This window comes from Leclercia barmai (assembly GCF_049312895.1).
Taxonomy (GTDB): domain Bacteria; phylum Pseudomonadota; class Gammaproteobacteria; order Enterobacterales; family Enterobacteriaceae; genus Enterobacter; species Enterobacter barmai.
This window is the reverse complement of sequence record NZ_JBMNWZ010000003.1, coordinates 96,877-118,319: the sequence shown is the minus strand read 5'-3', so window position 1 is coordinate 118,319 and position 21,443 is coordinate 96,877. Positions and strand designations below refer to the sequence as shown.

Genomic DNA, 21,443 nt, shown 5'->3' with positions numbered 1-21,443 from the left:
CATGGCAGATTACCAGGGTAAAAAAGTCGTTATCATCGGGTTAGGCTTAACCGGCCTCTCCTGCGTGGACTTTTTCCTCGCGCGCGGCGTCACGCCTCGCGTGATGGATACGCGTGTCTCTCCGCCTGGTCTGGACAAACTGCCGGAACAGGTTGAACGCCACCTTGGTGGTCTGAATGAAGAGTGGCTGAACGCCGCCGATCTGATTGTCGCAAGCCCAGGTATCGCCCTGGCGCACCCGGCCCTGAGCGCTGCCGCCGAGGCGGGCGTTGAGATCGTCGGCGATATCGAACTATTCTGCCGTGAAGCCCAGGCGCCAGTTATTGCCATTACCGGTTCAAACGGTAAAAGCACCGTCACTACGCTGGTCGGTGAGATGGCGAAAGCGGCGGGCGTCAATGTGGGGGTCGGCGGCAACATCGGCCTACCGGCACTGATGCTGCTCGATCCCGCGCGTGAGCTCTACATCCTTGAGCTCTCCAGCTTCCAGCTGGAAACCACTTCAAGCCTGCAGGCGGTGGCGGCGACCATCCTCAACGTCACCGAAGATCATATGGATCGCTATCCGTTTGGTCTGCAGCAGTACCGCGCCGCCAAGCTGCGCATCTATGAAAATGCCCGCGTGTGCGTGGTGAACGCCGATGATGCGCTGACCATGCCGGTACGCGGCGCGGATGAGCGCTGCGTGAGCTTTGGCATCAATATGGGCGACTATCACCTTAACCGTCAGCAGGGCGAAACCTGGCTGCGGGCAAACGGTGAAAAGGTGCTGAACGTTAAAGAGATGCCGCTTTCGGGCCAGCACAACTACACCAACGCCCTTGCGGCGCTGGCGCTGGCGGACGCTGCGGGATTACCCCGCGCCACCAGCCTGAAAGCCCTCACCACCTTTACGGGCCTGGCGCACCGCTTCCAGCTGGCGCTGGAGCATAACGGCGTGCGCTGGATCAACGATTCAAAAGCCACCAACGTCGGCAGTACGGAAGCGGCGCTGAATGGCCTGCACGTCCACGGCACCCTGCATCTGCTGCTGGGTGGCGACGGCAAATCCGCCGATTTCTCTTCGCTGAAACAGTATCTCAGCGGCGATAACGTGCGTCTCTACTGCTTTGGCCGTGACGGTGCCGAACTGGCAGCGCTGCGTCCGGACATCGCCGAACAAACCGGGACCATGGAACAGGCGATGCGGCTGATCGCCCCGCGCGTGAAGCCGGGCGATATGGTGCTGCTCTCTCCGGCCTGCGCCAGCCTCGATCAGTTTAAGAATTTCGAACAGCGGGGCGATCTCTTCACCCGCCTGGCGAAGGAGTTAGGCTGATGCGCTTCTCTCTCCCTCGCCCGAAAATGCCGCGCCTGCCAGGATTTGGCATCCTGGTGTGGATCTCGTCGGCGTTAAAAGGCTGGGTCATGGGCTCCCGGGATAAAGATTCCGATAGCCTGGTGATGTACGACCGCATGCTGCTCTGGCTAACGCTGGGGCTGGCGGCGATTGGTTTTATTATGGTGACCTCGGCCTCGATGCCCGTCGGGCAGCGTCTGGCGAACGATCCCTTCCTGTTTGCCAAGCGTGACGGGCTGTACATCATCCTCGCGTTCTGTCTGGCGATGGTGACCTTACGTCTGCCGATGGCGTTCTGGCAGCGACACAGTACCGCGATGCTGATCGCCTCGATCGTCATGCTGCTGATCGTACTGGTGGTGGGTAGCTCGGTGAACGGGGCATCGCGCTGGATTGCCTTCGGCCCGCTGCGTATCCAGCCGGCGGAATTTACCAAGCTGTCGCTCTTCTGCTATCTCGCCAACTACCTGGTGCGTAAGGTTGATGAGGTGCGTAACAACCTGCGCGGCTTCTTAAAACCGATGGGCGTGATTCTGGTGCTGGCGGTTCTGCTGCTGGCCCAGCCTGACCTCGGTACCGTGGTAGTACTGTTTGTCACCACGCTGGCGATGCTGTTCCTGGCGGGGGCGAAACTGTGGCAGTTCATCGCCATCATCGGAATGGGGATCTCCGCGGTCGTGCTGCTGATCCTCGCCGAGCCGTATCGTATCCGCCGCGTGACCTCTTTCTGGAACCCCTGGGAAGATCCGTTTGGCAGCGGTTATCAGCTGACACAGTCGCTGATGGCGTTTGGCCGCGGTGAAATGTGGGGTCAGGGGCTTGGGAATTCAGTCCAGAAACTGGAGTATTTACCCGAGGCACATACCGACTTTATCTTCTCCATTATTGGGGAAGAACTGGGTTATATCGGTGTGGTATTGGCGCTTTTAATGGTATTCTTCGTCGCTTTCCGTGCGATGTCGATCGGTCGTAAAGCGCTGGTGATTGACCACCGTTTCTCGGGCTTTTTAGCCTGTTCGATCGGTATCTGGTTCAGTTTTCAGGCATTAGTCAACGTAGGTGCAGCAGCAGGTATGCTGCCGACCAAAGGTCTGACGTTGCCGTTAATCAGTTACGGTGGTTCGAGTCTGTTGATCATGTCGACCGCCATTATGTTTTTGTTGCGCATAGATTATGAAACGCGTCTGGAGAATGCCCAGGCGTTTACACGAGGTTCACGATGAATCAACCGAAGCGGTTAATGGTGATGGCGGGCGGTACCGGCGGACATGTTTTCCCGGGGCTCGCGGTTGCACACCATTTAATGGATCAGGGCTGGCAGGTACGCTGGCTGGGAACCGCAGACCGCATGGAAGCCGATCTGGTGCCAAAACACGGTATTGAGATCGACTTTATTCGTATTTCTGGCCTGCGCGGCAAAGGGATCAAAGCCCTGGCGCTGGCGCCGGTGCGTATTTTTAACGCCTGGCGTCAGGCGCGGGCGATCATGAAGCGCTTTAAGCCGGACGTGGTGCTGGGGATGGGCGGTTATGTCTCGGGTCCTGGCGGACTGGCGGCGTGGTCGCTGGGGATCCCGGTTGTGCTCCACGAGCAGAACGGTATTGCGGGCCTCACCAATAAATGGCTGGCAAAAATCGCCAGCAAAGTGATGCAGGCATTCCCGGGCGCATTCCCGAAAGCCGACGTGGTGGGCAACCCGGTGCGCGTCGACGTGCTGGCGCTGCCATTGCCGCAGGAGCGACTCACCGGCCGTGAAGGGCCGGTACGCGTGCTGGTGGTAGGGGGATCGCAGGGCGCGCGCGTCCTGAATCAGACCATGCCGCAGGTGGCCGCGAAGCTTAACGATAGCGTAACGATCTGGCATCAAAGCGGAAAGGGCGCTCAGCAATCGGTAGAGCAGGCCTATGCCGATGCGGGCCAGCCGCAGCACAAAGTAACCGAATTTATCGACGACATGGCGGCGGCATATGCCTGGGCCGATGTCGTTGTCTGCCGTTCCGGCGCGCTGACGGTGAGTGAGATCGCCGCTGCCGGTTTGCCGGCACTGTTTGTGCCCTTCCAGCACAAAGACCGTCAGCAGTACTGGAATGCGCTGCCGCTTGAAAAAGCCGGGGCAGCCAAAATTTTTGAACAGCCGCAGTTTACCGCCGAGGCGGTCGCCACCACCCTGGCGGGCTGGGACCGGGAGACATTACTGGCGATGGCGCAGCACGCACGTGCGGCGGCGATCCCGGATGCAACGGAGCGGGTGGCGAAAGAAGTGAGCCTGGCAGCCCAGGTTTAACCCTCGCAGCGCGTGTTGCGCTGCACGATTTTTTTGAAGTAGTCGATGGCGTTTAGAGAATGAATACACAACAACTGGCGAAACTGCGTTCAATCGTGCCCGAGATGCGTCGCGTCCGGCACATTCACTTTGTTGGCATCGGCGGCGCCGGTATGGGCGGTATTGCCGAGGTGCTGGCGAATGAAGGCTACCAGATCAGCGGGTCCGATCTGGCGCCGAACCCTGTTACGCAACAGTTGGCGTCGCTGGGTGCGACAATCTATTTCAACCATCGCCCGGAAAACGTTCTTGATGCGAGCGTGGTGGTGGTCTCCAGCGCCATTTCTGCCGATAACCCGGAGATCGTTGCGGCACACGAAGCGCGTATTCCGGTGATCCGCCGCGCAGAGATGCTGGCAGAACTGATGCGTTTTCGTCACGGCATTGCCATTGCCGGTACGCACGGTAAAACCACGACCACGGCGATGGTCTCCAGCATTTATGCTGAAGCGGGCCTCGATCCGACCTTCGTTAACGGCGGCCTGGTGAAAGCTGCGGGCGTTCACGCTCGCCTGGGGCACAGCCGCTATCTCATCGCTGAAGCGGATGAAAGCGACGCGTCGTTCCTGCACCTGCAGCCGATGGTCGCGATTGTGACCAACATCGAAGCCGACCACATGGATACCTACCAGGGCGATTTCGAAAATTTAAAGCAAACCTTTATAAACTTTTTGCACAACCTGCCGTTTTATGGACGTGCCGTAATGTGCGTTGACGATCCGGTGATCCGCGAGCTGCTGCCGCGCGTAGGACGTCAGATCACCACCTACGGTTTCAGCGAAGACGCTGATGTCCGCGTGGAGAGTTACAGGCAGGTTGGTGCGCAGGGGCATTTCACCCTGGCGCGTCAGGACAAAGAGCTGTTGCAGGTGACGCTTAACGCGCCGGGACGCCATAACGCACTGAACGCGGCGGCGGCCGTTGCGGTCGCCACGGAAGAGGGCATTGACGACGAGGATATCCTGCGGGCGCTCGAAAGCTTCCAGGGGACCGGTCGTCGTTTTGATTTCCTCGGCGAGTTCCCGCTGGAAAGCGTTAACGGGAAAAGCGGTACCGCAATGCTGGTGGATGACTACGGCCATCACCCGACGGAAGTGGACGCCACGATCAAAGCGGCGCGCGCGGGCTGGCCGGACAAAAATCTGGTTATGCTGTTCCAGCCACACCGTTACACCCGTACGCGTGACTTATACGACGATTTCGCTAATGTGCTGTCACAGGTTGATACGCTGCTGATGCTGGAAGTGTACGCGGCAGGTGAGGCGGCTATTCCGGGTGCCGACAGCCGTTCGCTGTGCCGTACCATTCGTGGTCGCGGCAAGATCGATCCGATTCTGGTCTCCGATCACGCCCAGGCGGCAGCGATGCTTGCCCCGGTATTGACCGGCAATGATTTGATTCTGGTGCAGGGTGCCGGAAATATCGGCAAAATCGCCCGTACGCTGGCCGAAATCAAACTTAAGCCGCAAATTTCGGAGGAAGAGCGCCATGGCTGATAAGATTGCGGTCCTCTCTGGCGGCACCTCTGCCGAGCGCGAGGTTTCCCTGAATTCCGGCGCGGCCGTGCTGGCAGGGCTGCGCGAAGGCGGCGTTAATGCGCACCTGGTCGATCCGAAAGAGACCGACGTGACGCGCCTGAAAGAGCTGGGCTTTGATAAAGTTTTTATCGCGCTGCACGGTCGCGGCGGTGAGGATGGCACGCTGCAAGGCTTGTTGGACATCATCGGCCTGCCTTACACCGGCAGCGGTGTGATGGCGTCGGCCATTTCCATGGACAAACTGCGCAGCAAACTGCTGTGGCAGGGTGCCGGTTTACCGGTTGCCCCCTGGGTGGCACTGACGCGTCGTGAATTTGAGCAGGGCCTGACAGCCAGCGTTAGCGGGCGCATTACCGCGCTGGGTTTACCGGTGATTGTTAAGCCCAGCCGTGAGGGCTCAAGCGTAGGAATGTCTAAAGTTGATAAAGCTGACGATATATCATCAGCATTAGCGCTGGCTTTTCAACATGATGAAGAAGTTCTGGTGGAGAAATGGCTAAGCGGACCGGAATTTACCGTCGCGATGCTCGGTGAAGAAATTTTACCGTCAATTCGTATCCAACCAGCCGGAACCTTCTATGATTATGAGGCGAAGTATCTCTCTGATGAGACGCAATATTTCTGCCCAAGTGGTCTGGATGCCGGGCATGAAGCTGAAATCAACGCGCTGGTGCTTAAAGCCTGGCAAGTTCTTGGCTGCTATGGATGGGGAAGAATCGACGTCATGCAGGATAGCGACGGACAGTTTTATCTGCTGGAAGCCAATACCTCACCGGGCATGACCAGTCATAGCCTGGTGCCGATGGCGGCTCGCCAGGCTGGCATGAGCTTCTCGCAGCTGGTAGTCCGCATTCTGGATCAGGCGGGCTGATATGTCTCAGGCTGCGCTGAACACGCGAAACCGCGAAGAGGAAGAAGAATATTCTTCACGGCGGAGTAATGGAACGCGTCTTGCAGGGATCACCTTCCTGCTTGCCGTGCTGTGTACTGTGTTTGTCAGCGGCTGGATGGTGCTCGGCTGGATGGAAGATGCACAGCGTCTGCCTCTGTCGAAACTGGTGGTGACCGGCGACCGTCACTACACGCGTAATGACGATATCCGTCAGTCGATCCTGGCATTAGGGTCGCCTGGCACCTTCATGACGCAGGATGTGAACATCATCCAGAGTCAGATTGAGCGCCTGCCCTGGATTAAACAGGCGAGCGTCAGAAAGCAGTGGCCCGATGAATTGAAGATTCATCTGGTTGAATATGTACCCATTGCGCGTTGGAATGATCAGCATATGGTTGACGTAGATGGAGTTTCTTTCAGCGTCCCGGCCGATCGTGTCAGCAAGCAAAATTTACCTATGTTGTATGGGCCGGAAGGCAGCGAAAACGAAGTACTGGAAGGTTTTCGTAGCATGGGTAAAGTGCTGGCTAAGGATCGTTTTACCCTGAAACAGGCTGCAATGACGGCGCGTCGTTCCTGGCAGTTAACGCTGACGAACGATATCAAGCTGAATCTGGGGCGGGGTGACACGATGAAGCGTCTGGAACGTTTTGTAGAACTTTATCCCGTTCTGCAGCAGCAGGCGCAGGCTGAAGGCAAAAGGATTAGCTACGTTGATTTGCGCTATGACTCAGGCGCATCGGTCGGGTGGTCCCCGGCCCCGGTTGAGGAACCTAATCAGCAACAGAATCAGGCTCAGGTACAGGCAGAATAACAATGATCAAGGCGACGGACAGAAAACTGGTAGTAGGACTGGAGATCGGCACTGCGAAGGTTGCCGCTTTAGTAGGGGAAGTTCTGCCCGACGGTGTGGTCAATATCATTGGTGTGGGTAGCTGCCCGTCCCGTGGTATGGATAAAGGTGGGGTAAACGACCTCGAGTCGGTGGTGAAATGCGTACAGCGCGCCATCGATCAGGCCGAACTGATGGCAGATTGCCAGATTTCCTCCGTGTATCTGGCACTCTCTGGCAAGCACATTAGCTGCCAGAACGAGATCGGTATGGTGCCGATCTCAGAAGAAGAAGTCTCGCAGGAAGACGTCGAGAACGTAGTGCATACTGCGAAGTCGGTACGTGTTCGCGACGAGCATCGCGTCCTGCATGTGATCCCGCAGGAATATGCGATCGACTACCAGGAAGGTATTAAGAATCCGGTAGGACTTTCAGGCGTGCGTATGCAGGCAAAAGTGCACTTGATCACATGTCACAACGATATGGCGAAGAACATCGTCAAAGCCGTTGAACGTTGTGGCCTGAAAGTTGACCAACTTATTTTCGCCGGTCTGGCGGCAAGTTATTCGGTGCTGACGGAAGACGAACGTGAACTGGGCGTCTGTGTCGTCGATATCGGCGGTGGTACTATGGACATGGCCGTCTACACCGGTGGTGCGCTGCGCCACACCAAGGTTATCCCTTATGCAGGGAATGTGGTCACCAGCGATATCGCGTACGCCTTCGGTACGCCACCGAGCGATGCCGAGGCAATTAAAGTGCGCCACGGCTGTGCACTGGGCTCCATCGTGGGTAAAGATGAGAGCGTTGAAGTGCCAAGCGTCGGTGGTCGTCCGCCGCGCAGCCTGCAGCGCCAGACCTTAGCCGAAGTGATTGAGCCGCGTTATACCGAGCTGCTTAACCTGGTGAACGAAGAGATTTTGCAATTACAGGAACAGCTTCGCCAGCAGGGTGTTAAACATCATCTTGCGGCGGGGATTGTATTAACCGGCGGCGCGGCGCAAATTGAAGGTCTTGCGGCCTGCGCTCAGCGGGTGTTTCATACGCAGGTGCGTATTGGTGCACCGCTGAACATCACCGGTCTGACGGATTATGCTCAGGAGCCGTATTACTCAACGGCAGTGGGCTTGCTTCATTACGGGAAGGAAACCCATCTCAGTGGCGAAGCAGAAGTAGAAAAACGTACGTCGGTAGGTTCGTGGTTTAAGCGAATCAATACCTGGCTGCGAAAAGAATTTTAATTTTAGTAAGAGACCGGAGAGAATTAACGGTTTCAGGCGACAGGCACAAAACGGAGAGAAACTATGTTTGAACCTATGGAACTGACCAACGACGCGGTGATTAAAGTCATCGGCGTCGGTGGCGGCGGCGGTAATGCTGTAGAGCACATGGTGCGCGAGCGCATCGAAGGTGTTGAGTTCTTCGCGGTGAACACCGATGCGCAGGCACTGCGTAAGACGGCTGTTGGCCAGACAATCCAGATCGGTGGCGGCATCACCAAAGGGCTGGGCGCTGGGGCAAACCCGGAAGTCGGCCGTAATGCTGCAGAAGAAGACCGTGAAGCACTGCGTGCTGCGCTGGATGGTGCAGACATGGTGTTTATCGCCGCAGGTATGGGCGGTGGTACCGGAACCGGTGCTGCGCCAGTTGTTGCGGAAGTGGCTAAAGATTTAGGTATCCTGACTGTTGCCGTAGTGACCAAGCCTTTCAACTTTGAAGGCAAGAAGCGTATGGCGTTTGCAGAGCAGGGTATCACCGAGCTGTCCAAGCACGTGGACTCGCTGATCACCATTCCAAACGACAAGCTGCTTAAAGTGCTGGGCCGTGGCATCTCTCTGCTGGACGCTTTTGGCGCGGCGAACGATGTCCTTAAAGGCGCAGTCCAGGGTATTGCCGAGCTGATTACCCGTCCTGGCCTGATGAACGTCGACTTTGCTGACGTGCGCACCGTGATGTCCGAAATGGGCTACGCGATGATGGGCTCCGGCGTGGCGAAAGGTGAAGACCGTGCAGAAGAAGCCGCTGAAATGGCGATCTCTTCTCCGCTGCTGGAAGATATCGATCTGTCCGGCGCGCGCGGCGTGCTGGTTAACATCACTGCGGGCTTCGACCTGCGTCTGGATGAGTTCGAAACCGTGGGTAACACCATCCGTGCGTTCGCTTCTGACAACGCCACCGTGGTAATCGGTACTTCCCTTGATCCGGAAATGAACGATGAACTGCGCGTAACGGTTGTTGCGACCGGTATTGGCATGGACAAACGTCCTGAGATCACTCTGGTGACCAACAAACCTGCTCAGCAGCCGGTGATGGATCGTTACCAGCAGCACGGTATGGCGCCGCTGACCCAGGAGCAGAAACCAGCCGCTAAGGTGGTTAATGACAATACTCCACAAACTCAGAAAGAGCCGGATTATCTGGACATTCCCGCGTTCCTGCGTAAGCAAGCTGATTAAGAATTAGCTGGAATTAGGGGATTTACGCTCTTTGTGCTAAACTGGCCGCCCGATAGTGATGTACACTCTCGGTTGGATAAGTAACTTGGCGAGATTATACGATGATCAAACAAAGGACATTAAAACGTATCGTTCAGGCGACAGGTGTCGGTTTACATACCGGCAAGAAAGTCACCCTGACGTTGCGCCCTGCGCCGGCCAACACCGGGGTCATCTATCGTCGCACCGACTTGAATCCACCGGTAGATTTCCCGGCTGATGCCAAATCTGTGCGTGATACCATGCTCTGTACTTGCCTGGTGAATGAGCATGACGTGCGGATCTCTACCGTAGAGCACCTGAATGCCGCCCTGGCGGGTCTGGGTATCGACAACATCGTTATTGAAGTCGATGCGCCGGAAATCCCAATTATGGATGGCAGTGCTGCACCGTTTGTCTATCTGTTGCTGGATGCCGGCATCGAAGAACTGAACAGCGCGAAGAAATTCGTACGCATTAAAGAGACCGTTCGTGTCCAGGATGGCGACAAATGGGCAGAATTCAAGCCGTTTAATGGTTTTTCGTTGGATTTCACCATCGATTTTAACCACCCGGCGATTGATTCCAGCACTCAGCGCTATGCGATGAACTTCTCTGCTGATGCGTTTATGCGTCAGATCAGTCGAGCGCGTACGTTTGGTTTCATGCGTGATATCGAATATCTGCAGTCCCGTGGCCTGTGCCTGGGCGGCAGCTTCGATTGTGCCATCGTTGTTGACGATTATCGCGTACTGAACGAAGACGGCCTGCGTTTTGAAGATGAATTCGTTCGTCACAAAATGCTGGATGCGATCGGCGACCTGTTCATGTGTGGTCACAACATCATTGGTGCGTTTACCGCGTATAAATCCGGTCACGCGCTGAACAACAAACTGTTGCAGGCTGTTCTGGCAAAACAGGAAGCCTGGGAATATGTGACCTTCGAAGACGAAGCTGAACTGCCACTGGCATTCAAAGCACCGAGCACGGTTCTGGCGTAACGGCACACTCCGTTATGTAAATTCGACTGGTTGACCTGGCACTCTCTCCGGCCAGGAAGACCAGTCGTTTTTGTTTTTGCCTTTCCCGAATCGCTGTAGTCAATGGCGCGTTTGCTGATTTCATCACCATTTTTAACCTCCCCGGTGCCTCAATACTGCTGCTGTGAAGTAGCTTTAGTGGTACTATCTTGGCGCGAAAATATAAAAATCATACGGTGAGCCTGAAAGCTTACTTACTTGTGGTGGGGCAATTGAGCGGAATTCTGACGCGCTGGCGACAATTTGGCAGACGTTACTTCTGGCCGCATCTCCTTCTGGGGATGGTCGCGGCGAGTCTTGGCCTGCCCGCGCTCAGCAGTAACGCCGAAGCCGCCAGTACTGCCAGGACCACCACCACCCGCCACGATCTGAACACGCGGGTTAATTTCACCAATCTTGCCCTGCTGGAAGCGAACCGCCGACCGAATTTCACGGTAGATTACTGGCATCAGCATGCCATTCGTACCGTCATCCGGCATCTCTCCTTTGCCATGGCGCCGCAGGCATTACCTGCGGTTGAAGAGTCCTTACCGGTTCAGGCGCACCATCTGGCGCTGCTGGATACGCTCAATACGCTTCTGACGCAACAGAGCAAGCCGCCGGTTATTGTCCGTCAGGTCGCGCTTGCTGCATTCGAGCCACACACCGCTTTCTCCGTGTCCGCCTGGATTAGCCAGGTACAGGGCATCCGCGCCGGACCTCAACGCCTCAGCTAAATTAACCGTCTTTCAATACCTTAATTTAACTGCCCATGATGGGGCGTTTGAGAATTTATTATGTTAATCAAATTACTAACTAAAGTTTTCGGTAGCCGTAACGATCGTACCCTGCGCCGCATGCGCAAAGCTGTCAGCGTCATCAATGGCCTCGAGCCAGCGATGGAAAAACTTTCTGATGACGAGCTGAAAGCCAAAACCGCTGAATTCCGTGCCCGCCTCGAAAAAGGTGAAACCGTTGAAAGCCTGATTCCGGAAGCGTTCGCCGTTGTGCGCGAAGCAAGTAAGCGCGTGTTCGGCATGCGTCACTTCGACGTGCAGCTGTTGGGTGGTATGGTTCTGAACGACCGCTGCATCGCCGAGATGCGTACCGGTGAAGGTAAAACCCTGACCGCGACTCTGCCAGCCTACGTTAACGCCCTGTCGGGTAAAGGTGTGCACGTGGTGACCGTCAACGACTATCTGGCCCAGCGTGACGCCGAAAACAACCGTCCTCTGTTCGAATTCCTCGGTATGAGCGTCGGGATCAACATGTCAGGCCTGCCGGCTCCCGCTAAACGCGAAGCCTACAACGCTGACATCACCTACGGTACCAACAACGAATATGGCTTCGACTACCTGCGCGACAACATGGCGTTCAGCCCTGAAGAGCGCGTCCAGCGCAAACTGCACTATGCGCTGGTGGATGAGGTGGACTCCATCCTGATCGACGAAGCGCGTACGCCGCTGATCATCTCCGGCCCGGCTGAAGACAGCTCCGAGATGTATCGCAAAGTCGACAAAATCATTCCGCACCTGATCCGTCAGGAAAAAGAGGACTCCGACACCTTCCAGGGTGAAGGTCACTTCTCCGTGGACGAAAAAGCCCGTCAGGTGAACCTGACCGAGCGTGGCCTGGTCCAGATTGAAGAGCTGCTGGTTGCCCAGGGCATTATGGAAGAGGGCGAGTCGCTCTACTCTCCGGGCAACATCATGCTGATGCACCACGTGACTGCCGCCCTGCGCGCGCACGTGCTCTTTACCCGTGACGTGGACTACATCGTTAAGGATGGCGAAGTCATCATCGTCGACGAACACACCGGTCGTACCATGCAGGGTCGCCGCTGGTCCGATGGTCTGCATCAGGCGGTTGAAGCCAAAGAGAACGTCGATATCCAGAACGAGAACCAGACCCTGGCATCGATCACCTTCCAGAACTACTTCCGTCTGTACGAGAAGCTGGCAGGGATGACCGGTACGGCGGATACCGAAGCCTTCGAATTCAGCTCTATCTATAAGCTGGATACCGTGGTGGTGCCAACCAACCGTCCGATGATCCGTAAAGATATGCCGGACCTGGTCTACATGACCGAAGCGGAAAAAATTCAGGCCATCATCGAAGATATCCGCGATCGTACCGCTGCGGGCCAGCCGGTGCTGGTAGGGACTATCTCCATCGAAAAATCGGAAGTGGTCTCCGAAGAGCTGACCAAAGCCGGTATTAAGCACAACGTGCTCAACGCCAAATTCCACGCCAAAGAAGCAGATATCGTTGCGCAGGCGGGTTATCCGTCAGCCGTGACCATCGCCACCAACATGGCGGGTCGTGGTACTGACATCATGCTGGGCGGTAGCTGGCAGGCAGAAGTGGCCGCGCTGGAAAACCCAACGCCGGAGCAGATCGCGCAGATCAAAGCCGACTGGCAGGTTCGTCACGATGCGGTGCTGGCTGCGGGCGGTCTGCACATCATTGGTACTGAGCGCCATGAATCCCGTCGTATCGATAACCAGCTGCGCGGCCGTGCGGGTCGTCAGGGTGATGCCGGTTCTTCACGCTTCTACCTGTCGATGGAAGATGCGCTGATGCGTATTTTCGCCTCTGACCGTGTGTCGGGCATGATGCGTAAGCTGGGCATGAAGCCGGGCGAAGCGATTGAACACCCATGGGTGACCAAAGCCATCGCCAACGCCCAACGCAAAGTGGAAAGCCGTAACTTCGATATTCGTAAGCAGCTGCTTGAGTATGATGACGTGGCCAACGATCAGCGTCGCGCGATCTACACCCAGCGTAACGAGCTGCTGGACGTTTCCGACGTGAGCGAAACCATTAACAGCATCCGCGAAGACGTGTTTAAAGCCACCATCGATGGGCACATTCCTCCGCAGTCCCTGGAAGAGATGTGGGATGTTGAAGGTCTGCAGGCGCGTCTGAAAAACGACTTCGACCTGGATCTGCCGATTCAGGAGTGGCTGGATAAAGAGCCGGAGCTGCACGAAGAGACCCTGCGCGAGCGTATTTTTGCTAACGCCCTTGAGGTGTATAAGCGCAAAGAAGAAGTTGTTGGTGCTGAGATGATGCGTCACTTCGAAAAAGGCGTGATGCTGCAAACCCTGGACTCCCTGTGGAAAGAGCACCTGGCGGCGATGGACTACCTGCGTCAGGGCATCCACCTGCGTGGCTATGCACAAAAAGATCCGAAGCAGGAGTACAAGCGCGAATCCTTTGCGATGTTTGCCTCCATGCTTGAATCACTGAAGTATGAAGTGATCAGCACTCTGAGCAAAGTTCAGGTGCGCATGCCGGAAGAAGTGGAAGAGATGGAGCAGCAGCGTCGTGAAGAAGCTGAGCGTCTGGCCCAGATGCAGCAGCTCAGCCATCAGGACGACGAAGAAGCCGCAGCCGCCGCGATTGCCGCGCAGTCCGGTGAGCGTAAGGTCGGTCGTAACGATCCGTGCCCATGCGGTTCCGGTAAAAAATACAAACAGTGCCATGGCCGTCTGAGCTAAGCCTGAAACACACCTGAAAGGCGCAGATATCTGCGCCTTTTTTATGGACGTAAGACAATGAAAATACTGCAAATCGCTGTCGGGATCATTCGCAATTCAGATAACCAAATCTTTATTACCCAGCGTGCAGCGGATGCGCACATGGCAAATAAATGGGAGTTTCCGGGCGGCAAAATCGAGTCTGGCGAGACGCCGGAACAGGCGCTGGCCCGCGAACTTCAGGAAGAGGTGGGGATCACCCCGCTCGGTGCGACCCTGTTCGACAAACTGGAATATACCTTCCCCGATCGCCATATCACGCTGTGGTTCTGGCTGGTGGAAAGCTGGGAGGGGGAGCCCTGGGGCAAAGAGGGACAGCCTGGAAACTGGGTGACGCTGAGCGCGCAGGATGCCGATAAATTCCCACCGGCAAACGCGCCTGTTATCGCCCGTTTAGTGGACAATCTGTAAGCCTGCCGGACAAAGCGCCAGCAGGCATTAAACGTTACTGCTGGCTTTCACTCCAGTCGTCGCTGTCAGAGAGATCGCCTTCGCTTGGAATGCGTTTCTCTTCCGCGGCCCACTCACCCAGATCGATCAGCTGACAACGCTTGCTGCAAAAAGGACGAAACGGGCTCTGCTCGCCCCAGACGACGGGCTTCCCACAGGTGGGGCAGTTCACGGTAGTAACATCAGACATCTTAACTCCTTAACAACAGGCCAGTTCAAAGTCGAGGCGTTCCGGCACCAGGCCATGTTCACTGTCGAGCGGCATGAAACGAATCGCAAAGCGGCTTTTATGGCCTGAAATCTGCGGATAAAGCTGAGCGGCAAGGGGCAACTGCAGACGCAGCAGATCGGCATCTTCCCCATTATCCTGATAAAAACCGTTCAGGCTGGTTTGTTTGCGGAACGGCGCGGAGTTGCGGATCAGGTCGAGGATCAGCGTCAACGCCTGGTTCAACGGCTCAAGGCTGACCAGCCAGTTTTGTACCTGGATATCGCGCTGCTCCTGCGGCATATGCAGCCAGATGTGCAGGGTCGGTAAATCGAAACTGCAGCAGCCGCCGGGAATGCTCAGACGCTGACGCACCAGCGCTACCAGGCGGTCTTCCCGCAGAAACTGGCCGATACGGGGTGCGGCCATTAACACTCCGCTGCTGTTTTTCAGCTGCTGGCGCAGGCTGTCGATGCGGCTGTTGTCCACTCCCGGCACTTCTGCCCAGGCCTGCAATTTACGCTGCTGACGCTCCAGCTCTTTCACTAAATCAGTGCGGACTTCGCCACGCTCTAACACATCCAGCAGGTCGCCCACGTTACGGAAAAAATGCAGCGCCGTGGTGTGGTCGTGAACCGGAAGCAGGCTCGAAAGCTGCTGGATTAAAAACTCAATGCGCAGCCAGGTGCGCATTTTTTCATTGAGGGGATGCTCAAAAAGAACGTGGGTGTGCATTAGGCTTTTTCCTGTAAAACGGCCTGCGCCAGGTATTGCTGATGCAGGCGAGCCACATCCGATGCAATGGCATCCGGTGCGCCGTTATTATCAATAACATCATCCGCGACGGCCAGACGCGCTTCACGCGTGGCCTGCGCGGCAAGAATTTGTTCCGCATGTTCACGCCCGACGTTATCGCGGGCAATGGTGCGCTGAATTTGTGTTGCCGGGGAGACGTCCACCACCAGCACCCGGTCCGCTTTGTCATGGAGATTATTTTCCACAAGAAGCGGGACAACCCAGAGCACATAGGGTGACGTTGCTTGTGCTATCTGCTTCTGCGTCTCCTGCTGGATAAGCGGGTGAAGCAAGGCGTTAAGCCAGGCTTTCTCTTCAGGGTGGGCAAAAATGCGTTCGCGCAGCTTCCGGCGATTAAGGGTGCCGTCAGGTGCGATCGTATCGTTGCCGAAATGTTCTGCGATAGCGCGTAGTGCGGGTGTACCGGGCTCTACCACCTGGCGGGCAAGGATGTCGGCATCAATTATTGTGACGCCCAGACGAGAGAAGGCTTCTGCCACAGTGCTTTTGCCACTGCCAATGCCTCCCGTTAGTGCAACGATGTACCCCATTAAATAAAATCCTGGGAAATATTCATTATTGATATCAATTGCTTAAGATTTAATCTTTTATCAGCAAAGATTAAGCTCTGCTTACGTACTTTTTACCAGGTAAATTTATAGGATTGTAGCGTAAAAAAAGTGATTTTCGCAGTCTTGCGCAACAGGTATTAGTGCGTATGATAGCGTCACTGGAGTTGTGTGTTACGTTTTTTCGACATTTACCCCAGTACCCCAGGAATCCGCAAATGCGTATCGAAGAAGATCTGAAGTTAGGTTTCAAAGACGTTCTTATCCGCCCTAAACGTTCTACTCTGAAAAGTCGCTCCGACGTTGAACTTGAACGTCAATTCACCTTTAAGCATTCCGGTCAGACCTGGTCTGGCGTACCTGTTATCGCCGCGAATATGGATACCGTCGGGACGTTTGCCATGGCAAAAGCGCTGGCCTCCTTCGACATCCTGACCGCTGTGCACAAGCACTACAGCGTTGAAGAGTGGAATGCGTTTGCAGGTTCCGTATCTGAAAACGTGCTGAAGCACGTGATGGTTTCCACCGGCACCTCTGATGCTGATTTCGAAAAAACAAAACAGATCCTGATTGCGAACCCAAACCTGAACTTCGTCTGTATTGATGTGGCGAATGGTTACTCCGAGCACTTCGTTCAGTTCGTCAGCAAGGCGCGTCAGGCCTGGCCGACCAAAACCATTATTGCGGGTAACGTGGTTACCGGTGAAATGTGTGAAGAGCTGATCCTGTCCGGCGCAGATATTGTGAAGGTGGGCATCGGCCCGGGCTCCGTCTGCACAACGCGTGTAAAAACTGGCGTTGGCTATCCGCAGCTGTCAGCAGTGATCGAGTGTGCGGATGCAGCCCACGGCCTGGGCGGCCAGATCATCAGCGACGGTGGATGCACCATGCCGGGCGACGTGGCGAAAGCCTTCGGCGGCGGCGCAGACTTCGTGATGCTGGGCGGTATGCTGGCGGGCCACGAAGAGAGCGGCGGCACCGTGGTTGACGAAAACGGTGAAAAATTCATGCTCTTCTACGGCATGAGCTCTGAATCTGCGATGAACCGCCACGTGGGTGGTGTTGCGCAGTATCGTGCCGCGGAAGGTAAAACCGTTAAGCTGCCTCTGCGCGGCCCGGTTGAGAATACCGCGCGTGACATCCTGGGCGGCCTGCGTTCCGCATGTACCTACGTGGGTGCATCCCGCCTGAAAGAGCTGACCAAGCGCACGACCTTTATCCGCGTTCAGGAACAGGAAAACCGCGTCTTCAACAGTCTGTAATGCCTCTCGCTGGCGCGTCTCGCGCCAGCGTTATCCCGCGCTCATCGCATCCCCCAGATGGAAAATCGGCAGATACATCGCCACCACCAGCGTGCCAATAATCAGTCCCGTCACAATCAACAGTAATGGCTCCAGCAGCGAGGCAAGATTGTCCGCCTGCTGAAAGGTCTGCTCATTGTGATGCTGCGCCAGATTGCTCAGCATGGTGTCCAGCGCTCCCGATGCCTCGCCGGTGCGAACCAGCTGAATGCAGAGTGGCGTAAAAATTGCGGCGTCGTTCAGGGCTGACCAGATGGGCATACCCTGCATAATGCGATGCCGTATCGTCTGTAATTTCTCCCGCCAGAAGGGGCACTCCAGCGTCTCCTCCGTACTTTCCAGCCCCTGTAGAAAAGCGATACCCGCCTGTTGTGTGAGCGACAAAACGGTAAAGATCTGGCTGAGCTTTTGCCCCCGCACCAGCGGGCCAATCACGGGGCTGGTCAGGAGCAGACGCTGGGTGGCGTACTGCCATCGTCGTTTGCGCCGAAGAAGCAGCAGGCCCGATATGATTGCCAGCAGGCTTAACAGCAGTACAGCGCCCTGCTCCTGGAGCGCATTTGCCAGCCCCATGACGGCCCGGGTCAGGGTAGGTAAGGGGGTGTTAAAGGTTTTGTAGATCGCAGCGAACTCCGGCAACACCAGCGTCACCATCGCCAGCACCACGGCGACAGCCAGACTGAGAATGATCACCGGATAGCGCAGCGCTTTTTTTACCTTTGCGCTGAGCTGCTGCTGGGTTTTTTGCTGGTGCGCCAGCTGACGACAACATTCATCCAGCTTGCCGGTTAGCTCCCCGGTTTTAATCATCGAGATATAGAGCGGCGGAAAGACGTGCGGCCACTTTTTCAGGGCGTCAGAGAAGGCGCACCCGGCGCTGAGGTCATCGGCGACGCTTTGCAACAGCGCCTGCCATTGCCGGGCCGGATGCTGCTGCGCCAGAAGCGACAGCCCTGCCGACAGCGTTAAGCCCGCCTGCAGCAGCGTCGCCAGCTGGTGGATAACATCGTAGCGATGCTGCGCCTGCCAGCGACTCTGCTGCGCGCATCGTCTGAGCTCAAGGGGGACAAGCTCTTTGCCCTGCAGGACGGTCCATGCCGTTTGTTTGTCGGGCGCCCAAAGCGCGCCCGCCAGGCGCTCTCCTTGTGGGCTGAGTGCCCGCCAGCGCCAGAGCTGATTACCTGCCATCCGGGGCACCCAGCATCTGCACCACCTCTTCGAGGGTGGTGTGGCCCTGTTCTACCGCCATGCAGCCATGTTCAAACAGCGTGACCATGCCCGTCTGTCGGGCCAGTTTTTCGATCTCTTCCACCGCTGCTCCGCTGGCAATGGCCGAGCGCAGTTCGCGGGTAATAACCATTACCTCGAAGATGGCCACCCGGCCATAAAAACCGTGATAGCAGCGGTCGCAACCCACCGGCTGCCAGTTTGGCAGAGAGCGAGGCCACAGCGCCTGCGGTAGCGGCGTATCCCTTAGGGCCTCCTGACGACAGTGCGGACACAGCCGGCGCACCAGCCGCTGGGCAATCACCAGAGACAACGCCGAGGAGATCATCCAGCGCGCCACGCCCATCTGCTGCAGGCGTACCAGCGTTTCGGCGGTGGAGTTGGTATGCAGCGTCGACAGCACCAGATGGCCGGTCTGCGCGGCGTTGATGGCGATCTCCGCCGTTTCGCCATCGCGTATTTCGCCCACCATGATGATGTCCGGATCCTGACGTAACAGCGCGCGCAGTACGCTCTGAAAGGTTAACCCCGCCCGGGGGTTAATGGGGGTCTGGTTTAGCCCATCAAGCGGGATTTCGACAGGATCTTCGACGCTGCAGATGTTCACTGCGGGTGTGTTGCGGGCCTGCAACGCGCTGTACAGGGTAACGGTTTTGCCGCTGCCGGTGGGCCCGGTCACCAGAATCAGCCCCTGGGATTTATGCAGTGCCCCGGCGAATAATCGCTGCTGGGTTGTGCTCATGCCCAGTTGATCGAGCAGGAGTGCCTGTTGCTCCTGCTGCAGAAGCCGCAGGACGATTTTTTCTCCGCTGCGACAGGGGAGCGTGGCAATACGAAACGAGACGGGAGCCCCTGACAGTTCAACCGTAAATTGCCCATCCTGGGGTAAGCGCCGCTCGGCGATATCCAGGTTGCCCAGCACCTTCAGCCTGGCGATAAGCGTTGTGCCCAGCTCGGATGAGAGGGGCTGTTGCGGGTACAGCACGCCATCGATGCGCAAGCGGATCTGCCAGCTCTCGTCGGCGGGCTCGATATGAATATCCGAGGCCCGCTGACTCATCGCCTGTATCAGGGTGCGGTTAAGGATCTCAATGGCGGAGCTCGTGGCGCTGGCGACGGCGGGCAGATGCGATTCTGACGCGGTTTGCCGGTGTTTTTCCATTCTCTCGCTGGTCCAGCATTCGATATCGATCCTTTTCTGTGTGGCGAAACGTAGCGCCTCCAGTAGCTCAGACGGCGGGTTACCGACAACCGCGATAGTGATTTTGTCCGGATCGCGGTTCAGCAGCTGGGCGTTATGACGCTGACACAGGGCCATTAACCGATCAGGATTCATTGCCTTTCTCCTCACCGGCCGTAAAGCGGAACACCTCTTCACAGGCCTGCTTCAGGGCACTGTCTGCGGCAATGGTACAGACGCGCTTCCAGCCGGTGATGCCATTGCCGTTATCCCACTGCGGCGTCATGACCACCTCCAGACCGTTCAGGCTCTCCTGTCCCGTCAGGGTGATGGCACCTTTGGCGATGCTCATGCCTGAGACATAGCGGGATGTCGCGGGGGAGGGGACACCGTTCACGCCCGCATCGCAGCTATCCGTCCCGCCATGATCGAGCGCGCAGAGTTCGACGGCGGTACGGTAGGGCAGGAAGGTTTGCAGCATATCGGTGAGGGCGGCTTTACGCAGGTAGTTCTGATAGGCCGGAATGCCGATGGCGCTAAGAATGGCGACAATGCCGATGACAACCATTAATTCGATGAGGGTAAATCCTTTTTGTCTTTCCATGATTCGCTCCTTGTTTAGACTGGCGCTACTGTGGCAGGCAGACAAACAGGGGGCGAGCGGCAAAACGCGTTTCGTGAAGCGGGATTCAGAGGGATGTGCTGGCGTTTCAGTGAGGTGCAACGGGCGTGCGAGAGAGGTCGTAAATCTGGCAAGCCCGGCCGGTGCAGACCGGGCTTTATGTCACTTAGCGAAAGCGCATCGACAGGTCGAGGGCGCGAATGTGTTTGGTCAGCGCGCCAACGGAGATGAAATCGACGCCGGTTTCGGCAAATTCACGTAAGGTTTCACGCGTTACGTTGCCTGAGACCTCCAGGCGGGCCTGGCCGTTGGTGCGTTTCACGGCTTCACGCATTTGCTCAGTTTCGAAGTTATCCAGCATGATGATATCAGCGCCGGCTTTCAGCGCATCCTCCAGCTCCTGCAGGCTTTCCACTTCCACTTCGACCGGCACGTCCGGATGCAGCCAGAAGGCTTTCTCCACCGCCTGGCGTACGGAGCCGGAGGCAATAATGTGGTTCTCTTTGATCAGGAACGCATCGGACAGCCCCAGACGGTGGTTCGCACCGCCGCCGCACAGCACGGCGTATTTCAGCGCGGTGCGCAGGCCCGGCAGGGTTTTACGCGTATCCAGCAGCTGGGTGTTGGTGCCTTCGAGCAGGTCAACATAGCTGCGCACTTCGCTTGCCACGCCGGAGAGCGTCTGGACAAAGTTAAGCGCGGTGCGTTCACCGGTGAGCAGCACGCGTGAAGGCCCCTCAAGTTCAAACAGCGGCTGGTTAGCCTTGATGCTGTCGCCGTCTTCAACATGCCACGTTACCTGGACCCGGTCCCCGGCCAGTTGCGTAAAGACCTCTTCCACCCAACGTTTACCACAGAAAACCCCGTCCTCACGGGTGATGACGACGGCATGTGAACGGGCATCTTCCGCCAGCAGCTGGGCGGTAATGTCGTTGTCAGCGTTGACGTCTCCGCCCAGATCTTCGCGCAGCGCGTTGGCGACGCTTGCCGGAATATCCATATTTATACGTTCCAGCAGTACGTTACGTCTGTGGTCGGGGTTGTAGCGGCGTGGCGGCATGTTAAAACTCCAAATTGGTAACGAATCATAAGATTGAAACATGCTACTCTGAACCGGGAATCAGCACCATAT

20 protein-coding genes are annotated in these 21,443 nt (G+C 56.7%); 13 read left to right on the top strand and 7 right to left on the bottom strand.

The features are described from left to right. Nucleotide 1: 1 nt before the first annotated feature. The 12 genes from murD to mutT all read left to right on the top strand — a co-directional run bounded on the left by murD (nucleotide 2) and on the right by mutT (nucleotide 14,370). Complete coding sequence (murD, locus tag ACOYA6_RS13235; protein WP_422654818.1) at nucleotides 2-1,318, top strand: UDP-N-acetylmuramoyl-L-alanine--D-glutamate ligase; 1,317 nt, start codon at nucleotides 2-4, stop codon at nucleotides 1,316-1,318. Beyond that, nucleotides 1,318-2,562 carry a cell division protein FtsW gene (gene ftsW, locus ACOYA6_RS13230; RefSeq protein WP_039030375.1) on the top strand — a complete coding sequence of 415 codons (1,245 nt, stop codon included), beginning with the start codon at nucleotides 1,318-1,320 and terminating at the stop codon, nucleotides 2,560-2,562. The genes murD and ftsW overlap by 1 nt, the downstream gene beginning before the upstream one ends. Then, on the top strand, nucleotides 2,559-3,623 hold the full coding sequence (murG, locus tag ACOYA6_RS13225; protein WP_039030374.1) for an undecaprenyldiphospho-muramoylpentapeptide beta-N-acetylglucosaminyltransferase: 1,065 nt from the start codon (nucleotides 2,559-2,561) through the stop codon (nucleotides 3,621-3,623). The genes ftsW and murG overlap by 4 nt, the downstream gene beginning before the upstream one ends. 59 nt (nucleotides 3,624-3,682) lie before the next feature. After that, nucleotides 3,683-5,158: a UDP-N-acetylmuramate--L-alanine ligase gene (murC, locus tag ACOYA6_RS13220; RefSeq protein ID WP_039030373.1), complete on the top strand. Its 1,476-nt coding sequence runs from the start codon at nucleotides 3,683-3,685 to the stop codon at nucleotides 5,156-5,158. Further along, complete coding sequence (locus ACOYA6_RS13215; protein WP_422654817.1) at nucleotides 5,151-6,071, top strand: D-alanine--D-alanine ligase; 921 nt, start codon at nucleotides 5,151-5,153, stop codon at nucleotides 6,069-6,071. The genes murC and ACOYA6_RS13215 overlap by 8 nt, the downstream gene beginning before the upstream one ends. A gap of 1 nt (nucleotide 6,072) precedes the next feature. Then, on the top strand, nucleotides 6,073-6,906 hold the full coding sequence (ftsQ, locus tag ACOYA6_RS13210; RefSeq protein ID WP_039030371.1) for a cell division protein FtsQ: 834 nt from the start codon (nucleotides 6,073-6,075) through the stop codon (nucleotides 6,904-6,906). A 2-nt stretch (nucleotides 6,907-6,908) separates the two neighbouring features. After that, on the top strand, nucleotides 6,909-8,165 hold the full coding sequence (gene ftsA, locus ACOYA6_RS13205; protein ID WP_039030370.1) for a cell division protein FtsA: 1,257 nt from the start codon (nucleotides 6,909-6,911) through the stop codon (nucleotides 8,163-8,165). Between the two features lie 63 nt (nucleotides 8,166-8,228). Beyond that, a complete protein-coding gene (gene ftsZ / locus ACOYA6_RS13200; RefSeq protein WP_039030369.1) occupies nucleotides 8,229-9,380 on the top strand; it encodes a cell division protein FtsZ in 1,152 nt (383 codons plus the stop codon). 101 nt (nucleotides 9,381-9,481) lie between these two features. Then, on the top strand, nucleotides 9,482-10,399 hold the full coding sequence (gene lpxC, locus ACOYA6_RS13195) for a UDP-3-O-acyl-N-acetylglucosamine deacetylase (RefSeq protein WP_039030368.1): 918 nt from the start codon (nucleotides 9,482-9,484) through the stop codon (nucleotides 10,397-10,399). A gap of 251 nt (nucleotides 10,400-10,650) precedes the next feature. After that, a complete protein-coding gene (secM, locus tag ACOYA6_RS13190; RefSeq protein WP_171029968.1) occupies nucleotides 10,651-11,154 on the top strand; it encodes a secA translation cis-regulator SecM in 504 nt (167 codons plus the stop codon). 60 nt (nucleotides 11,155-11,214) lie between these two features. Continuing rightward, a complete protein-coding gene (secA, locus tag ACOYA6_RS13185; protein ID WP_039030367.1) occupies nucleotides 11,215-13,920 on the top strand; it encodes a preprotein translocase subunit SecA in 2,706 nt (901 codons plus the stop codon). 57 nt (nucleotides 13,921-13,977) lie between these two features. Further along, complete coding sequence (gene mutT, locus ACOYA6_RS13180) at nucleotides 13,978-14,370, top strand: 8-oxo-dGTP diphosphatase MutT (RefSeq protein ID WP_223074961.1); 393 nt, start codon at nucleotides 13,978-13,980, stop codon at nucleotides 14,368-14,370. 34 nt (nucleotides 14,371-14,404) lie between these two features. Here mutT and yacG read toward each other — a convergent pair whose 3' ends face one another. From yacG to coaE, 3 genes are read right to left on the bottom strand one after another with little or no spacing between them, the layout of a single operon-like run. Beyond that, nucleotides 14,405-14,599 carry a DNA gyrase inhibitor YacG gene (gene yacG, locus ACOYA6_RS13175; protein ID WP_039030365.1) on the bottom strand — a complete coding sequence of 65 codons (195 nt, stop codon included), beginning with the start codon at nucleotides 14,597-14,599 and terminating at the stop codon, nucleotides 14,405-14,407. Between the two features lie 9 nt (nucleotides 14,600-14,608). Further along, the gene (gene zapD / locus ACOYA6_RS13170) at nucleotides 14,609-15,352 is read right to left on the bottom strand and encodes a cell division protein ZapD (protein ID WP_039030364.1); all 744 of its coding nucleotides are present in this window, start codon (nucleotides 15,350-15,352) and stop codon (nucleotides 14,609-14,611) included. Next, nucleotides 15,352-15,963: a dephospho-CoA kinase gene (gene coaE / locus ACOYA6_RS13165; protein ID WP_039030363.1), complete on the bottom strand. Its 612-nt coding sequence runs from the start codon at nucleotides 15,961-15,963 to the stop codon at nucleotides 15,352-15,354. Before coaE ends, zapD begins: the two co-directional genes overlap by 1 nt. A gap of 236 nt (nucleotides 15,964-16,199) precedes the next feature. On the opposite strand from coaE, the gene ACOYA6_RS13160 reads away from it, so the two are divergent. Next, nucleotides 16,200-17,243 carry a GMP reductase gene (locus ACOYA6_RS13160; RefSeq protein ID WP_039030362.1) on the top strand — a complete coding sequence of 348 codons (1,044 nt, stop codon included), beginning with the start codon at nucleotides 16,200-16,202 and terminating at the stop codon, nucleotides 17,241-17,243. 30 nt (nucleotides 17,244-17,273) lie between these two features. Here the strand turns inward: ACOYA6_RS13160 and hofC are convergent, their stop codons facing one another. From hofC to nadC, 4 genes are all read right to left on the bottom strand, one after another. Beyond that, a complete protein-coding gene (gene hofC / locus ACOYA6_RS13155) occupies nucleotides 17,274-18,470 on the bottom strand; it encodes a protein transport protein HofC (RefSeq protein ID WP_422654816.1) in 1,197 nt (398 codons plus the stop codon). Further along, nucleotides 18,460-19,845, bottom strand: coding sequence for a type II secretion system protein GspE (gene gspE / locus ACOYA6_RS13150; protein WP_422654815.1), 1,386 nt, complete (start codon nucleotides 19,843-19,845; stop codon nucleotides 18,460-18,462). Before gspE ends, hofC begins: the two co-directional genes overlap by 11 nt. Beyond that, complete coding sequence (gene ppdD / locus ACOYA6_RS13145) at nucleotides 19,835-20,293, bottom strand: prepilin peptidase-dependent pilin (protein ID WP_039030359.1); 459 nt, start codon at nucleotides 20,291-20,293, stop codon at nucleotides 19,835-19,837. Before ppdD ends, gspE begins: the two co-directional genes overlap by 11 nt. A gap of 184 nt (nucleotides 20,294-20,477) precedes the next feature. Beyond that, entirely contained in the window at nucleotides 20,478-21,371 is an 894-nt protein-coding gene (gene nadC / locus ACOYA6_RS13140) for a carboxylating nicotinate-nucleotide diphosphorylase (RefSeq protein WP_139564339.1), read from the bottom strand. Nucleotides 21,372-21,443 lie beyond the last annotated feature (72 nt).

Coding starts and splice junctions, on each gene's coding strand:
- ftsZ (WP_039030369.1), top strand. CDS start 8,229: ATGTTTGAACCTATGGAACTGACCAACGACGCGGTGATTAAAGTCATC.
- ftsA (WP_039030370.1), top strand. CDS start 6,909: ATGATCAAGGCGACGGACAGAAAACTGGTAGTAGGACTGGAGATCGGC.
- ACOYA6_RS13160 (WP_039030362.1), top strand. CDS start 16,200: ATGCGTATCGAAGAAGATCTGAAGTTAGGTTTCAAAGACGTTCTTATC.
- nadC (WP_139564339.1), bottom strand. CDS start 21,371: ATGCCGCCACGCCGCTACAACCCCGACCACAGACGTAACGTACTGCTG.
- gspE (WP_422654815.1), bottom strand. CDS start 19,845: ATGAATCCTGATCGGTTAATGGCCCTGTGTCAGCGTCATAACGCCCAG.
- mutT (WP_223074961.1), top strand. CDS start 13,978: ATGAAAATACTGCAAATCGCTGTCGGGATCATTCGCAATTCAGATAAC.
- ACOYA6_RS13215 (WP_422654817.1), top strand. CDS start 5,151: ATGGCTGATAAGATTGCGGTCCTCTCTGGCGGCACCTCTGCCGAGCGC.
- coaE (WP_039030363.1), bottom strand. CDS start 15,963: ATGGGGTACATCGTTGCACTAACGGGAGGCATTGGCAGTGGCAAAAGC.
- ftsW (WP_039030375.1), top strand. CDS start 1,318: ATGCGCTTCTCTCTCCCTCGCCCGAAAATGCCGCGCCTGCCAGGATTT.
- lpxC (WP_039030368.1), top strand. CDS start 9,482: ATGATCAAACAAAGGACATTAAAACGTATCGTTCAGGCGACAGGTGTC.
- zapD (WP_039030364.1), bottom strand. CDS start 15,352: ATGCACACCCACGTTCTTTTTGAGCATCCCCTCAATGAAAAAATGCGC.
- ppdD (WP_039030359.1), bottom strand. CDS start 20,293: ATGGAAAGACAAAAAGGATTTACCCTCATCGAATTAATGGTTGTCATC.
- hofC (WP_422654816.1), bottom strand. CDS start 18,470: ATGGCAGGTAATCAGCTCTGGCGCTGGCGGGCACTCAGCCCACAAGGA.
- murD (WP_422654818.1), top strand. CDS start 2: ATGGCAGATTACCAGGGTAAAAAAGTCGTTATCATCGGGTTAGGCTTA.
- murG (WP_039030374.1), top strand. CDS start 2,559: ATGAATCAACCGAAGCGGTTAATGGTGATGGCGGGCGGTACCGGCGGA.
- ftsQ (WP_039030371.1), top strand. CDS start 6,073: ATGTCTCAGGCTGCGCTGAACACGCGAAACCGCGAAGAGGAAGAAGAA.
- yacG (WP_039030365.1), bottom strand. CDS start 14,599: ATGTCTGATGTTACTACCGTGAACTGCCCCACCTGTGGGAAGCCCGTC.
- murC (WP_039030373.1), top strand. CDS start 3,683: ATGAATACACAACAACTGGCGAAACTGCGTTCAATCGTGCCCGAGATG.
- secA (WP_039030367.1), top strand. CDS start 11,215: ATGTTAATCAAATTACTAACTAAAGTTTTCGGTAGCCGTAACGATCGT.